This is a genomic window from Gallibacterium melopsittaci (assembly GCF_042433085.1).
Taxonomy (GTDB): Bacteria; Pseudomonadota; Gammaproteobacteria; order Enterobacterales; family Pasteurellaceae; genus Gallibacterium; species Gallibacterium melopsittaci.
Window position 1 is genome coordinate 1 of record NZ_JBHLWA010000007.1, and the last position, 16,033, is coordinate 16,033.

Here is a 16,033-nt window from a genome sequence, read left to right on the forward strand (position 1 = left end):
ACTTCGTCTCTTCAATCTTAATGAATTTCTGAGTTTTCAGCATTCAAGGTATTCTTTTTAAAACTTCTTTCTTTACAGTCCAAAAAAGTTCCCTACCGAATGCCCACACAGATTGTCTGTTATTGGTTTTTAAAGAACAAAAAAAATGGTCGGCGAGATAGGATTTGAACCTACGACCCACTGGTCCCAAACCAGTTGCGCTACCAAACTGCGCTACTCGCCGATAGATTAATGGGGTGGCTAATGAGACTCGAACTCACGACAACCGGAATCACAATCCGGGGCTCTACCAACTGAGCTATAGCCACCATTGATTTTTCTTTGTTGATAGTACGTTAACCATCAAATCACACCGAGCTGGCGCGCCCGACAGGATTCGAACCTGAGACCTTTGGCTCCGGAGGCCAACGCTCTATCCAACTGAGCTACGAGCGCTCATCGCGTCGTTGCGGGGCGTATATTAATGACTTTCATTTTGGCTGTCTAGTTTTTTTTTCATATTTTTTTTGTTTGTCGATAATTTACACTTTATTGCCATTTTTTAGCCATTTTTCTATTAATTAATGTTCAACTATGGCACTTATTCCTCTAATTGGCACAATAAAATCAATTTTCTTTAGGACTAACAATTTTACCTTTCGCCTTGCGTAATCTACGCTGAATTCTACGAATAAAGCGGGTTACACGCCAAGCACGTGTTATCGAATAACCATATAAGAAGATTAGCAAGATAAAACCAAAGAACATCAACCATTCATTGACATAATAAATTTCACCCAAAATACCAAATCCAGCACAAATTGCAGCCATTAGGGTAATTGCTAAAAATGCTTGTCTTGATGTTAATCCTGCTCTAACCATTAAGTGATGAACATGTAAACGGTCTGGTCTGAAAGGACTTTTTTTCTTTTTCAAACGACGAATAACGACACAAATCATATCAATTAATGGAATAGCAATAAGCCATAATGCGGTAATTGGCTTTATTGGATGTCCATGACCTTGAGTACTTAATAAAAGAATCCAAATCATAGTAAATCCAATGAGAGTACTTCCTGAATCTCCCATAAATACTTTATTTTTTACACCAAAAATTGACAGATTAAATAAGATATAAGGGATCAAGCAAAGAATAAGAGCAAAACACCAAGCCCCTAAATCAACTTGTCCATCTAACATTAATAAAATTCCTATCGCCGCAAAAGAAACACTAGATAATCCGCCAAGTAATCCATCAATACCATCAATCATATTGAATGCATTAACAATGGCAATCGTTGCAAATACTGTGATGACAATCCCAGCAGTACCTAATGTCACTTGGAATGGTCCAATAATTTCACCTAAATTATTTAATGAGAGATCACCTATATAAATCATTGATAATGCCAGTGCGGCTTGAACAATCGCCCGTAAGAACGGACTTAAATCAAAACGATCATCTAACACACCAATAATCAATAAAATTGTGACACAAGTTAAATAAAGATAAGGTAAACGCATATCATGCCATTCAAGAAAATAGTAGCAGGCATTGCTGATAAATAATGCAATTCCACCAATTAATGGAATTAGACCTTGATGACGTTTTCGGTAATTTGGTTTATCTACAAGTCCAATTTTAACCGCAACTGGACGCATTAGAATTAATGCCAGAAATGAGCTTAAAAAGGTTAATAAAAAACTCAACCACATATTTAAAACACCCCTTAAAATACGCGTTGTCACATGAGATATATTGGGTTGGAATGGTTGCAGAGAATAGCATAAAGTCTAGCCTAATACATTTGTTTTTTTTCATTATTTCTTGATTTAAAGTACAATACATGCCGCATTTAACAATCAAGAGAAAAGTAAATTATGACATCTTCAAAAACACTATTTGAACAAGCTCAAAAAGTTATTCCTGGTGGGGTAAATTCACCTGTTAGAGCTTTTAACGGTGTAGGAAGTACACCTGTATTTATTCACAAAGCACAAGGTGCTTATTTATATGATGAAGAAGGCAAACAATACATTGATTATGTTGGTTCTTGGGGACCAATGGTTCTTGGGCATAATCATCCTGCTATCCTTAATGCTGTGATTGAAACAGCTCAAAATGGCTTGAGCTTTGGTGCTCCAACTGAATTAGAAATAAAACTCGCAGAGTTAGTTTGCAATTTAGTTCCTTCTATTGAAATGGTCCGAATGGTGAATTCTGGTACTGAAGCAACAATGTCTGCGATTCGTTTAGCTCGTGGCTATACAAAACGCGATAAAATCATCAAATTTGAAGGTTGTTATCATGGTCATGCAGATTCATTATTAGTAAAAGCTGGTTCAGGTGCGCTTACTCTTGGTCAACCAAGTTCCCCTGGTGTTCCAGCTGATTTTGCAAAACATACTTTAACTTGTACTTATAATGATCTTGATTCTGTGGCTGAAACTTTCAAATGCTACCCTAATGAAATTGCTTGTATTATTGTTGAACCCGTTGCTGGCAATATGAATTGTGTGCCACCAAAGCCAGGTTTCTTACAAGGATTACGTCAATTATGTGACCAATATAATGCACTCTTAATTATTGATGAGGTCATGACTGGATTCCGTGTCGCTTTAGCTGGAGCTCAATCTTATTATGGTGTACAACCAGACTTAACTTGTTTAGGTAAAATTATTGGCGGGGGAATGCCAGTAGGTGCGTTTGGTGGTAAAAAAGAAATTATGCAATACATTGCACCAACTGGCCCTGTATATCAGGCAGGAACATTATCTGGCAATCCTATTGCAATGGCAGCCGGAATTGCTTGTTTAACTGAATTAGCTAAAGCAGGAAATGAAAGATTGCTCGCAGAAAAAACAAAAACTTTAGCAGAAGGTTTAAAATCACTTGCTAATAAACATCAAATTCCATTTGTTGTAAATTATGTTGGTGGTATGTTTGGTCTTTTCTTTACTGATAAAGAAAAAGTTGAAAGCTATGCTGATGTGATGAGTTGTGATATTGAACGTTTTAAAACATTCTTCCATCATATGTTGTCACAAGGTATTTATCTTGCACCATCTGCATTTGAAGCTGGCTTTATGTCACTTGCTCACAGTGATGAAGATATCCAACATACATTAAACGCAGCCGACATTGCATTTCAAGCATTAAGAAGCTAGTTATTGTGAGTGGCATAATTGACAAAATTATGCCACTACTTATTTATTTAGCTTTTATAATTTTTGCACTTTTTCCACTAGCATAAATAAAATACAAGGCAATTCCTAAACAAATGAGGGCGAGTAATCGATTGATTGAGAATGAAAGTGCCTCATTATGAAACCAACCAAAATTATCAATAAGCATACTCATCAATAATTGCCCAAAGATCACAGCTACTGTTGCCACACCAGTACCAATACGTTGTACTGCAATGACCATAATCACAATATAAGGCACACCTAACAATGCTCCCATTAATTGCCATTTAGGTACATCTAACAACGTTACGCTATGACGATCCTCAAAAAAGAAAATTAATAATGCAGTCAATAATGCGCCAATCGAAAAGGTAAGAAAGGCACTTTTAAATACACCAACTTTCATACCTAACTGTCCATTAATCGCAGATTGAATACTTAATAATGCGCCACCAATTAACGATAAAACAATCATTAGAAAAATCATAAATACTCCCTCGCCACTAAAACCAATGCCACGATAATAAAAACTAATGCAATCACTCTTTGGCGATTAATTTTACGCCGTTCCACACCAAACCAGCCAAAATGGTCAATTAACAAACTTTTGGCAACTTGCCCAGCTAAAATACCTATCATCGTCATTGCCACGCCAATTATTGGGGTTACGATAGTAAGAATTACCACATAACCGACACCTAATAATCCACCAATTAGTTGCCAACTTGGTTGTGCAAAAAATGAGGGGGCTTCACGAGGAGCAAACCACAACATCAATAAAAAAGTTAATGCTGCACCCACCCCAAAGATACTGAAAGTTGCCCAAAGATGTCCAACTTGATGTCCCAGTGGTCCTAATAATCCAGCCTCTACCGATAAACCTGCACCACCTAAAATCACTAATAAAATTAAAATTAGCTGCATGTTCTACTCCATATAAAAATTTGAGTGCGGATTATAATGATTCTATAATTTGCAAAAAATAAGATAATTCACAAAACACTATTGCAAAAAAAGATCAAATGAACCTATTTCCTGCTACTGACTTACGCACACTCTATTTTTTCTTGCGTGTCTGCGATACCTTGAGTTTTTCTGAAGTGGCAAGACAAGAGAACGTAACAACATCTGTTGTTTCTCGTGCTATTCAACAATTAGAAGATCAAGTTGGACACCAATTACTGTATCGAAATACTCGTGCCGTTACACCTACGGAAGCAGGGTTACAATTTTCCCAAGATATCAAACAATTTTTGGAACAATTCGCACATGCACAGCAAAAACTGAACGAATTAAATCAAGAACCTTCAGGAATGATTCGTCTCAATGCACCTGTCGTGTTTGGTCGCCGACATATTGCCCCTTATTTGCCTCTATTGGCAGAACGTTATCCTCGCCTCCAAGTTACACTTTCCTTAACAGATGATTATATCGATCCACATACCGATCCAACTGATATTATCTTTCGTATTAGTCCTCTTACGGATAGCTCACTACACGCTAGAATTATAGCAACCCAAAAACACTATATTGTTGCCTCACCCACCTATTTGACCAAGTTTGGTACACCTAGCACACCAGAAGAACTGATGCAGCATCGCTGTATCGTGTATAAAAACAATTTAGGTGAAAATCGTTGGTTAATAAAACAACAGAACAACTGGCAACAATATCGTGTTCCTGCAACCTTAACAACCAACAATGGTGAGACCATCTTCTCAGCGTGTTTACATGGTTTAGGGCTTTGTTTACTGCCTGATTGGGCAATTTATGACGCATTACAAAAAGGTGAGTTAGTTCGTTTACTGCCTGATTTTGAAACCGCTATTCATACCGAATCAAGAACGATCGCAATGCTGTATCCTAACGCAAGGTATAATTCTCTGAATACTCGTACTGTACTCGATTTTTTCACTGATATTTTTGGCGAGACTGCATATTGGCAAATTTAATTTGTGTTCAATTCTCATCACTTACTTCTCTTCCAAAAAATATGATATAAATCAAAGTCACTTCATTTTTTTGTGATGCACATCACATTTTTACGTATATTTATCCTGTTTTTTGTAAAAAATTAACCATAAGGAGTAAATAAATGTGCAGCGCAAAAGCCGCTACCAATCAAGTTTCTACATCTAATAGTGTAGAAGTTAAACTAGGATTCCAACTCAAAGGTTTAATGATTGCCATTGTTGTTGGTTTAATTATCTGGATAATTCCAACTCCAGAAGGATTAAGTTCTCGAGCTTGGGGAATGTTAGCGTTATTCGTCGCAACAATTGTTGCGATTATTGCCAAAGCAATGTCAATGGGAGCAGCAACATTAGTCGCATTAGTGATCAGCGGACTAACTGGGCTTACACCAATTAAGGCTGGGAATGGTGATGTTGCGATGTTATCTGGATTTTCTAATGCCACAATTTGGTTAATTGGTATTGCTATGTTTCTTTCTAGAGCAGTAATCAAAACAGGATTAGGAAATCGTATCGCTTTATTTTTCGTATCTCGTTTTGGTAACAGAATGATGGGAGTAGCCTATGCAATCGCTTTAGCTGATACTATTATTGCCCCAGGAATTCCATCTGCTTCAGCACGTGGTGGCGGTATTATGTATCCAATTATGCAATCTATTGCGGATACTTATGATTCTAAACCTGGCCCAACAGCACGCCGTGCTGGCGCTTTCTTAGCAATTGTTGTTTCTCAAATTGATACCATCGTCTGTACTATGTTCCTTACCGCTATGGCAGGAAACCCTTTAGTTGCAGAATTAGCAGCAAGTCAAGGTGTATCAATTTCTTGGACAACATGGTTCTTAGGGGCAATCGTTCCAGGGATTGTCAGTTTAATTGCCTTACCTTATTTAGTGTATCTTGTTTATCCGCCTGAATTGAAAAAGACACCGAAAATGGCGGAAATGGCAAAAGAAGAACTTAAACGTATGGGGCCAATGAGCAAAGCAGAATGGATTCTAGCTTTAGACTTTATTCTTCTATTGTTACTTTGGACAGTAGGTGATCTTGCTTTTGGTATTAATGCAACAACTTCAGCATTTATTGGGTTAGTCATTTTACTTGCATCCAATATTATGACTTGGAAAAATATCATTTCAGAAACAACTGCGTGGGACACAATGTTCTGGTTTGCAGTATTAGTAATGATGGCCAATGCACTCAATAAATATGGCGCTATTTCTTGGATTTCTGGACATATTTCTTCTTCTATCGGTACATTTAGTTGGCCAATTGCGTTCAGTATCTTAGTCTTAGTCTATTTTTATACTCGTTATTTCTTTGCCTCTGCAATGGCACATATTTCTGCTATGTACCTTGCTTTCCTAGCTGCTGCGATTGCAGTGGGTACACCGCCAATGATCGCTGCTATCGGTTTAGGTTACACGTCAACCTTATCAATGAGTCTTACTCAATATGCTGGTGGTCCTGGGCCTGCTCTATTCGGTTCTGGCTATAACACAACTGGTCAATGGTGGGGCGTGAGTTTTATTATTTCTATCGCTTCACTTATTATTTGGTTCGTTGTTGGCGGTTTATGGATGAAATTACTAGGTTGGTGGTAATCACTAGCTAAATAATCAATAACTACACAATACTTTTAAGGTGTGATTCTGTATAAATCACACCTTTTTTATCTACAAAAAACCAAGAAATTGTTATACTCACCGCACCTATCAAACCTATATAATCAATAATGGAGAGTATTAATGGACAATAAATATAATCTAGCTAGCCAGCCAGCCAGCCAGCCAGCCAGCCAGCCAGCCAGCCAGCCAGCCAGCCAGCCAGCCAGCCAGCCAGCCAGCCAGCCAGCCAGCCAGCCAGCCAGCCAGCCAGCCAGCCAGCCAGCCAATAGGATTATCCCAATTATTAAAAACCTATCAAGATAATTCTCTAACTGAACGCGAAAAGGGAACTTATTTTGAATATTTAACTATCCAGTATCTTACTCACGAACCAGCCTACCAAGGGCTATATCAAGAAGTTCTCACTTTTGCTAATTGGGTTGAGAAATATCAACCAGAAGGAACAAGAAAAACGGATACAGGTATTGATCTTGTTGCAACTAACCTAGATGGTACATTTACTGCTATTCAATGTAAAAATTATGCCGACAATTATCGTATCCAAAAAAGCGATATTGATAGTTTCTTTACAGCATCAGGAAAAAAAATCTTCACACATCGATTAATTGTTACCACCACTGATCATTGGTCAGAAAATGCAGTAGCATCTCTAAATAATCAACAACCACCAGTAACCATTATTGATCGTTCTGCATTAGAAAATAGCATCATTGATTGGTCGCAATTCCAACCCTCTCAAGTTATTACCCGACCAAAAAAAACACTAAGAAATCATCAAATATCTGCACTAAATGCTGTTGTTAAAGGCTTTGAAACTACAGATCGTGGTAAATTGATTATGGCATGCGGTACAGGCAAAACTTTTACTTCACTAAAAATTGCCGAGACCATTGCTGGAAAAGGGAAAATTGTGCTCTTTTTAGTGCCGAGTTTGGCGTTGCTTTCACAAAGTTTAACCGAATGGACACAAGAATCAGCTATTCCATTACATAGTTTCGCAGTCTGTTCTGATGGGGATGTTGGCAAACAAAATAAAAATAACGATGATTTAGTTCAAACCTACATTCATGAATTGCAATACCCTGCCACCACCAATGCAGAAAGTCTTATAAAAGCCATAAAATTTAAACATCTTGATGATGCAATGACAGTTATCTTTTCAACTTATCATTCCATTGATGTTATTTATCAAGCTCAAAAGAAAGGACTAGCTCCGTTTGATTTAGTTATTTGTGATGAAGCTCACCGCACAACAGGGGCAAGTTTCGATGATGACGAAAACGAGTCCACCTTTGTCAGAATTCACAGCAATGATTATATCAATGCCAACAAACGCCTTTATATGACGGCAACACCTCGTATTTATACTGAAGATGCGAAAAAAACAGAAGGGGTAAAAGTTTATTCAATGGATGATGAAACAACTTTTGGACCAGACCTCTATACCATTAATTTTTCAACCGCAGTAAAACAAGGCTTATTAGTCGATTATAAAGTGCTGGTTTTAGCGGTGGAAGAGAGCCATATTAATCGTCGTTTAGAATATCTATTAAATAGAGAAGGTAATGAAATCCAAGTAGATGATGCAGCAAAAATCGTGGGTTGTTGGAAAGCGTTATCAAAATATGGGGTAGAAAACGATCTTGCCGATGATTATCAACCAATGAAAAGAGCAGTCGCTTTTTGCCAAGTTATTGAAAAAGATTACAAAGGCACTAAACATAAAGTCAGCTCCAAAGCCATTGCCGAAATGTTCGACACCGTAGTAACGGCTTATCAAGAACAAGAAATAGAAGCTTTAAATGAAATTAATCCAGAATTAATTCTGAATCAATCACTTACCTTGAAATGTGAAGCAGAACACGTTGATGGTTCAATGAATGCCAGCGAAAAATCAAGCAAAATTAACTGGCTTAAGGCTGATACTGAGGCAAATACCTGTCGTATTTTGTCTAATGTCCGTTGTTTGTCTGAAGGGGTTGATGTACCTGCATTAGATGCAGTACTGTTTTTAACTGCACGCAATTCTCAAGTTGATGTCGTGCAATCTGTTGGACGTGTAATGCGTAAAGCAGATGGAAAAAAACGAGGCTATGTGATTTTACCTGTGGTTATTCCAGCTAATAAAACCCCAGAAGAAGCATTGAATGATAACGAAAATTACCGTGTCGTTTGGCAAGTATTAAATGCGTTACGTTCCCACGATGACCGCTTTGATGCAATGATCAATAAAATGGAATTTGATGGTGCAGCAAAAGATAAAATTGAAGTTATTTCAGTCATTAGTGAAATTTTTAGAAAACCAACTAAAAAACAACAAGCCAATAAGAAAAAATACGATAAATCAGGACGTGGACAACACAGCATTGGCAACAAAAATCATGATGATTTTGAAAATTTACAACTGGATTTCCAATTTGAAGTCGGCGAACTTGAGCGAGCTTTGGTGGCTAAAATTGTTAAAAAATGTGGCAATCGCACCCATTGGGAAGAGTGGGCGGCAGATGTGGCAAAAGTCGCACAAACCCATATTGACCGCATTAATGCGATTTTAGAAAATCCGAAAAACACTAAACAAATTGCCACATTTAGTGCCTTTGCCAACGAGCTGCGAGATGATTTGAATAATGCGATTAGCGACAGCGATGTAGTCGAAATGTTAGCCCAACATCTGATCACTAAGCCTGTTTTTGATGCCTTATTTGCAAATGAAAACTTCACCCAACACAACCCAATGTCTATTGCTTTGCAAGAAACCTTTGAGGCGTTGCAAGCCGAAAATATCTCACAGGCAGAAACCAAACGCCTACAAGAATTTTATGACAATATCCAATATAAAGTCAGCAATATTCAATCCCCTGAAGGTAAGCAGAAAATTATCAAAGAGCTCTATGAGTCTTTCTTTAATAAAGCTTTCCCAAAAATGCAGGAACGCCTAGGCATTGTTTATACGCCAATTGAGGTGGTAGATTTTATTCTGCACAGTGTAGAAGATGTGCTAAAACAAGAATTTAACGCGTCCCTTGCCGATGACGGTGTGCAAATTCTCGATCCTTTTACAGGCACTGGCACATTTATTACCCGCTTGTTACAAAGTGGTTTAATCCCAATCGATAAATTGCCACAAAAATATCAGCAAATTCACGCCAATGAAATTGTGCTACTTGCCTATTATATCGCAGCAATTAATATCGAATCTGTCTATCACGCCTTATTAACACAGGCGGTCGAAAATACAGCAAAACGTGCAAATCATTATCAACCTTTTAAAGGGATTTGTTTAACCGATACGTTCCAAATGTACGAAAAAGACGATCTCGTTGATAGTATTTTAGAAGAAAACTCGGCACGCCGTAAACGCCAGAAAAAGCTGGATATTCAAGTGATTATCGGTAATCCACCTTATTCAGCAGGGCAAAGTTCAGCAAATGATAATAATGCCAATGTATCTTATCCACTATTAGATAAAAGAATAGAGAATACTTATGATAAAAACTCTTCTGCAAAATTAAAAACTTCTTTATATGATAGTTATATCCGTGCTATTCGCTGGGCATCTGATCGTATTGGTGAACAAGGGGTAATTGGTTTTGTCTCTAACGGTGGTTTTATCGACAGTAACTCTGCCGATGGAATGCGTTATTGTTTGAAAAAAGAGTTTTCTAGTCTATATATTTTTCATTTACGTGGCAATGCTCGAACATCAGGCGAACAACGTAGAAAAGAAAAAGATAATGTATTTGGTCAAGGTACTAGAACACCAATTGCAATCTCAATTTTGGTAAAAAATCCTCACAGCAATCAGCAAGGTAAAATTTATTTTTGTGATATTGGTGATTATTTAACACGAGAGCAAAAATTAGAAAAAATTACTGAATTACATAGTATTGCTGGTATTACTGCGATTAATGGCTGGCAAGAAATTATCCCCGATCAATTTAATGACTGGTTAAATCAACGTGATACTAATTTTGATAATTATCTAGCGATTGGTGATAAAAAAGATAAAAGTGCAATAACTATATTTCAAAATTACTCTAGCGGAGTAAAAACTAATCGTGATGTTTGGACTTATAATTTTTCTCAGTTTAAGTTAGCTAATAACATGGCTTCAATGATTGATTTCTATAATAAACAATTACATTATCTTAATCATTTAGATTTGAATACTATTAAAGGTAAGAAAATTGAAGACTTGTTAAATATGGATAAGACACAAATCAGCTGGTCTGGTGATTTAGTAGCAGAATTAGCGAAAGGAAAAAAAGCTCAATTTAAGAAAGAAAATGTACGATTAAGTCTATATCGTCCTTACCATAAACAATATTTATATTTTGATAGAATGATGAATAACAGCATTTACCAAATCCCCAAAATATTCCCAACGCCAAAATCGGAAAATAAGGTGATTTGTGTAACAGGTTTGGGAACACCAAAAGATTTTTCAACAATTATGACAAATATAATACCTGATATTCAATTATTAGCTAATGGTCAATGCTTCCCACTCTATCTTTATGAAGAAACTGAAAAAGGGTCTGGTAATTATCAACGCCAAGAAGCGATAAGTGATGAGAGCTTGAGTTATTTCCAACAGCATTATCACGATGAAACAATCAATAAAGAGGATATTTTCTACTATATCTACGGCTTACTGCACAGTGAGGAGTATCGCCAGAAATATGCGGATAATCTTAAAAAACAACTGCCACGCATTCCAGCCGTGAAAAACGTAGATGATTTTTGGCAATTTAGCCAAGCAGGCAGACAGCTTGCCGAGCTTCATCTTAATTATGAAAAAGTGTCAATGTATGACGGCGTGCTTTTTAAAGGTGGGTTACAGATTATTGACGACAAGCTCACTAGCTTGCTCGGATTAAATAAAGAAGATTTCTATGTAGAGAAAATGAAATTTGTCCAAAAATCAGATAAAAGCAAAGTGAAATATAACGACAAATTCACCACTGAAAATATCCCACTGGAAGCATTTGATTATATCGTTAATGGTAAATCCGCCTTAGAATGGGTAATGGAACGCCAAGGCGTAAAAGTGGATAAAGATAGCGGATTAATCAATGACGCCAACGACTGGGCAAAAGAAACAATGGGTAATGCAAAATACCCATTAGAACTATTTTTGCGAGTTATCACGGTTAGCCTTAAAACAATGGAAATCGTGAAAAATCTGCCTAAGATCGCTATTTAACTATCTATAATTCGTAAAAAATAACCACTTATATTGAAAATATTTTCAATATAAGTGGTATCAAGAAAGTATCCCTATCTAAAAAATATGATCAAAAAAACAACATCACAACGGTTACCCACACAATACTTAACGCTGGTCCTAATAAACCAATCACAATACCGCCTAAACGGAACTCTGATTGACGGATTAAACCCGTACTAAAGGCAATCGCATTTGGTGGTGTTGACACAGGTAAAAATAATGCACAAGAGGCACTTAATCCAATTACTAATGGCAATACAGCTGGCGACACATCTGCGGAGAATACTTTCAACAGAGATAAACCAACTGGAATTAAAATAGTAGTAGCCGCAGTGTTACTCATAAAGTTTGATAACACAACTGTAATAAAAGCAAATAAAATCAGTAATGTTACAAAACTAATGTGAATATTACTAAGCTGATTAACAAAATGGCTGGCGATTTGTTGTTCTTCAATCGCTAAACCTAATGCTAATCCACCCGCAACTAACATTAATGTATCCCACGGTAATTTACGCACATCATCAGAATCAATCACGCCAAGCATTGTTAAACCAACAATTGGAATCCCTGATGCAGCAGCAATCGGAATCCCAAATAATTTTGCGGTTAACCAGAAAAATAAAGTAACTGCCAAAATCACTAATACAATCGCTTTTTGGGTACGATGTTCTTTAGCTTCACTCGGATCACTTTCTTCGCTAGTATGCTGTAAGAAATCAAATTCTAATTGTTCACTTGCACTAATCCGATAACGTTTAATCAACACTCGCCAAAAGATAAAAATTAAGAGGATCGCAATAGGTGTTCCCATCAACATCCATTCTAAAAAGGAAATGTGATAACCGATATTCTCTAATGCACCAACAGCAATCGCATTCGGTGCCGACCCAATAATCGTCGCCATTCCCCCTATTGATGCTGCTGCGGGAATCCCTAGCAATAACGCACGAGAAATATTCGCTTTTTTATCTAAGGTAACAAATAGCGGACTTACCGTCGCAATCATCATCGCTGTAGTGGCTGTATTACTCATTAACATTGACATCACTGCGGTTAATGTCATTAAGCCAAGTAAAATATTTTGTGGATTTTTACCAAATTTTGGCAACATTCGTTTTAATAATAGAATATCCAAACGAGTCTTTTTCATTGCTTCAGCAAGAAAAAAACCACCTAAAAAAAGCCAAATCACACTATCTGACCACGTTTGTAGGTATTGCATGGCATTTTCGGCGTCGCTTCGTCCCATAATTAAAACCAAAAAACCGATAATTAAAATACCAACAGAAAACGGTGGAATAGCTTCTGTTACCCATAAAGAAATGGCAAAGAAAATTAAAAATAGCACATAATTTTGTGTTTGATTAAAAGCAGGATCGCTAAGCCAATTCATCATGGCCCAGCCAAAAAAAAGTGAAAATACAAATAGCCCTACTTTACTTTTTCGCACTTCTGCAATTGGATGCTTAGTAAAATTTTTTAGCGATGTATAAATAGAATCAGACATAAACTTCTTTCCCTCACTCTAATAATAACTGTTATTGATTATAGAGAAAAAAATCTATCGCTACTCTGCTTTACATCACACTTTTGAGGGATAAAAATCTGTATTTTTTAACAATTAAGCTATATTTCTGAAACACTTAGCTATGTTGTTGAATACCAAATTCAATTTGATCAAAAAGTTCATAACGTTTGCGATACATCGAACGTTTTTTACTCTGTATCTCTTCTAAAGGGCGACGCTCAACCACTAAAGGCAAAGACCAATAATTTTGCTGATAACTACCACCATTTTCTTGCCAAAACTCATCATAATTCATATAAATTTTCTTACTACCATGTAAGCGAATTTTGGTTTGAGCTTTATGCGGAATACCAACCAACTGTAATTGCCAATGTTGAGCTAACCATTTAAAACACTCTACTAACATAAACATCGGACGCATACCATGAAGCTGTTTTGTCAGTTTTTTGACAATTTCTGCTGCATTTTCGCCACTCGGACCTTGGATACTAGCAATTAATAATCGATTGCCATCAATAATGGCAAATGACGCATCATAATAGCGTTGTTCCGTCCCATCTTGGATATTAAGTGAAAACAAGCCTTCAAATGGATCAATTTTATTCACATTTAAATGTAAAGCTAATCCATTGCCTAAATCCGCTAATTTAAGCGTGCCAAATTCAACCAGTTGTTCACATTTCTCTTGTCCCAATAACGTTTCTATTGCTAGAAAGGTATTTTTCAACTGTTCAACTCGCTGAGTTGCTGAAAATCGCTTATCACAATAGTGATACAAAATAGTATGAAAACGATGTTTATGCTCTTGGAACAAGGGCAACCAAAGGGAATGTTGGTTTAAAAATTGAATAAATTCATTACCTTGCTTATACGTTATGATCCGTCGAACAAAATAACGTAAAACATGACGAATCTGTTTTAAAATTCGTCGCTCTTGCCCTAATGGATACATTTCTTGTACTGTTGGAAAATGGGGAAATGGTTGTCTAGATAACATATTCTTCTTCATAATCATTTTTAGTGGCGTTATTCTAAGTATATAAATCTAAAGCGCAAATTTTTTTGTAACTATTTTTGCTTATAGCAAAATAATTACCTTGCAAACTCTTCTTTATTGCATATAAAATCACTTTTATTACATAATTATTCAAAAAGATAGGAAGTTTTATGATCCGCAGCACTGAACTCGTACAATGGTTTCGCCAATCAACACCTTATGTTACCGCTCATAGAGGAAAAACCTTTGTCATTATGTTGGACGGTTATACTACCGCTAGTCCAAATTTTATTAATATTATTGATGACATCAGCTTGTTACACAGTTTAGGCATTAAACTGGTGATTGTTTTTGGTGCAAGAAAACAAATTAATGATGCCTTACAACTTGCCCAAATCAAAGAACGCTATCATAAAAATATCCGAGTTACTGATGCCGAAACGTTAAAAATTGTGAAGCAAGTCGTTGGGAGCTTACAACTTGATATTACAGCTCGCCTTTCATTACGTATGAATAATATTACTCATAGCGGTATGCCAAATGTTGTCAGTGGCAACTTTGTGATTGCCCAGCCAATTGGGGTAGATGATGGTGTCGATTACCAACTTAGTGGAAAAGTTCGCAAAATTGACAGCGAAGGGATTAAACAACAACTAGAACAAAATGCGATTGTAGTGATTGGGCCGGTTGGTGTTTCCGTAACTGGAGAAAATTTTAATCTTGCGTTTGAAGAGTTAGCAGCCCAAATCGCTATCAAAGTAAAAGCAGAAAAAGTGATTGGTTTTTGTGAGAAACAGGGTATTCTTGATGAAAATCAACAAGTTATGCCTGACCTCACCTTACTCGCAGCAGAACATCATTTACAACAACTTATTGCACAAAATGCTTATCATAGTTCTGAAGCTCGCTTCCTTTATACTGCATTAGAAGCCTGCCGTAATGGTGTAAAACGGGCACACTTATTAAGTTATTTGGAAGATGGTGCTTTATTACAAGAACTTTTCTCGCGTGATGGTATTGGTACACAAGTATCATTAGAAAGTTCTGAAATTGTCCGTATTGCAACCATTAAAGACATTCCAAACTTACTTGCTTTAATTCAACCATTAGAACAGCAAGGTATTCTGGTAAAACGTTCTCGAGAACAACTTGAAATGGAAATTGATCACTATACGGTGATCGATCGTGATGGTGTAATGATTGCTTGTGCTGCCTTAAATCCTTATTTTGAGGAAAAAATGGCAGAAATGGCTTGCGTTGCCGTACATCCAGATTATCGCAGCTCTTCTCGTGGTGATATTTTATTAATGCATATCCAGAAACGTGCGCTTGCACTTGGTATTGAAAAATTATTTGTCTTAACCACTCGTACGGTACATTGGTTCCAAGAACGAGGATTTAAGATTGCTAATGTAGAAGATTTACCAACAGAAAAACGAGAAAAATATAATTATCAACGCCGCTCCAAGATTTTAATCCAAGATCTCAACGCAGAAAATTAAGCCA

At 36.7% G+C, this 16,033-nt stretch carries 10 protein-coding genes and 3 tRNA genes; 5 read left to right on the plus strand and 8 right to left on the minus strand.

Going from position 1 to position 16,033, the window contains the following annotated elements; all coding sequences use genetic code 11:
• Positions 1 to 146 precede the first annotated feature (146 nt).
• The 4 genes from ACFFHT_RS01500 to wecA all read right to left on the minus strand — a co-directional run bounded on the left by ACFFHT_RS01500 (position 147) and on the right by wecA (position 1,695).
• Positions 147 to 223 (minus strand) — tRNA-Pro (locus tag ACFFHT_RS01500).
• Between the two features lie 9 nt (positions 224 to 232).
• Positions 233 to 308: transfer RNA gene (locus ACFFHT_RS01505), tRNA-His, on the minus strand.
• A gap of 50 nt (positions 309 to 358) precedes the next feature.
• Positions 359 to 435: transfer RNA gene (locus ACFFHT_RS01510), tRNA-Arg, on the minus strand.
• Between the two features lie 171 nt (positions 436 to 606).
• The gene (wecA, locus tag ACFFHT_RS01515; protein ID WP_382372803.1) at positions 607 to 1,695 is read right to left on the minus strand and encodes a UDP-N-acetylglucosamine--undecaprenyl-phosphate N-acetylglucosaminephosphotransferase; all 1,089 of its coding nucleotides are present in this window, start codon (positions 1,693 to 1,695) and stop codon (positions 607 to 609) included.
• A gap of 165 nt (positions 1,696 to 1,860) precedes the next feature.
• Here wecA and hemL point away from each other — a divergent pair, with 165 nt between their 5' ends.
• On the plus strand, positions 1,861 to 3,147 hold the full coding sequence (gene hemL, locus ACFFHT_RS01520; protein WP_382372805.1) for a glutamate-1-semialdehyde 2,1-aminomutase: 1,287 nt from the start codon (positions 1,861 to 1,863) through the stop codon (positions 3,145 to 3,147).
• Positions 3,148 to 3,190: 43 nt separating this feature from the next.
• On the opposite strand, the gene ACFFHT_RS01525 is transcribed toward hemL, so the two are convergent.
• Both ACFFHT_RS01525 and ACFFHT_RS01530 read right to left on the minus strand, forming a co-directional pair.
• The gene (locus ACFFHT_RS01525; RefSeq protein WP_382372807.1) at positions 3,191 to 3,655 is read right to left on the minus strand and encodes a DMT family transporter; all 465 of its coding nucleotides are present in this window, start codon (positions 3,653 to 3,655) and stop codon (positions 3,191 to 3,193) included.
• Positions 3,652 to 4,092 (minus strand): DMT family transporter, encoded by a 441-nt coding sequence (locus ACFFHT_RS01530; RefSeq protein ID WP_382372809.1) that lies wholly within the window; start codon positions 4,090 to 4,092, stop codon positions 3,652 to 3,654. Before ACFFHT_RS01530 ends, ACFFHT_RS01525 begins: the two co-directional genes overlap by 4 nt.
• Before the next feature lie 98 nt (positions 4,093 to 4,190).
• On the opposite strand from ACFFHT_RS01530, the gene ACFFHT_RS01535 reads away from it, so the two are divergent.
• From ACFFHT_RS01535 to ACFFHT_RS01545, 3 genes are all read left to right on the plus strand, one after another.
• On the plus strand, positions 4,191 to 5,120 hold the full coding sequence (locus ACFFHT_RS01535) for a LysR family transcriptional regulator (protein WP_382372811.1): 930 nt from the start codon (positions 4,191 to 4,193) through the stop codon (positions 5,118 to 5,120).
• A gap of 143 nt (positions 5,121 to 5,263) precedes the next feature.
• Positions 5,264 to 6,745 (plus strand): DASS family sodium-coupled anion symporter, encoded by a 1,482-nt coding sequence (locus ACFFHT_RS01540; protein WP_382372813.1) that lies wholly within the window; start codon positions 5,264 to 5,266, stop codon positions 6,743 to 6,745.
• Positions 6,746 to 7,118: 373 nt separating this feature from the next.
• Entirely contained in the window at positions 7,119 to 11,975 is a 4,857-nt protein-coding gene (locus ACFFHT_RS01545; RefSeq protein WP_382372880.1) for a DEAD/DEAH box helicase, read from the plus strand.
• Positions 11,976 to 12,066: 91 nt separating this feature from the next.
• Here the strand turns inward: ACFFHT_RS01545 and ACFFHT_RS01550 are convergent, their stop codons facing one another.
• Together ACFFHT_RS01550 and ACFFHT_RS01555 are read right to left on the minus strand one after the other, a co-directional pair.
• Positions 12,067 to 13,509, minus strand: coding sequence for an SLC13 family permease (locus tag ACFFHT_RS01550; RefSeq protein WP_382372815.1), 1,443 nt, complete (start codon positions 13,507 to 13,509; stop codon positions 12,067 to 12,069).
• A 136-nt stretch (positions 13,510 to 13,645) separates the two neighbouring features.
• Entirely contained in the window at positions 13,646 to 14,527 is an 882-nt protein-coding gene (locus ACFFHT_RS01555; RefSeq protein WP_382372817.1) for a VirK/YbjX family protein, read from the minus strand.
• A 173-nt stretch (positions 14,528 to 14,700) separates the two neighbouring features.
• Between ACFFHT_RS01555 and argA the strand changes: the two genes are divergently transcribed.
• Positions 14,701 to 16,029, plus strand: coding sequence for an amino-acid N-acetyltransferase (gene argA / locus ACFFHT_RS01560; protein WP_382372882.1), 1,329 nt, complete (start codon positions 14,701 to 14,703; stop codon positions 16,027 to 16,029).
• Positions 16,030 to 16,033 lie beyond the last annotated feature (4 nt).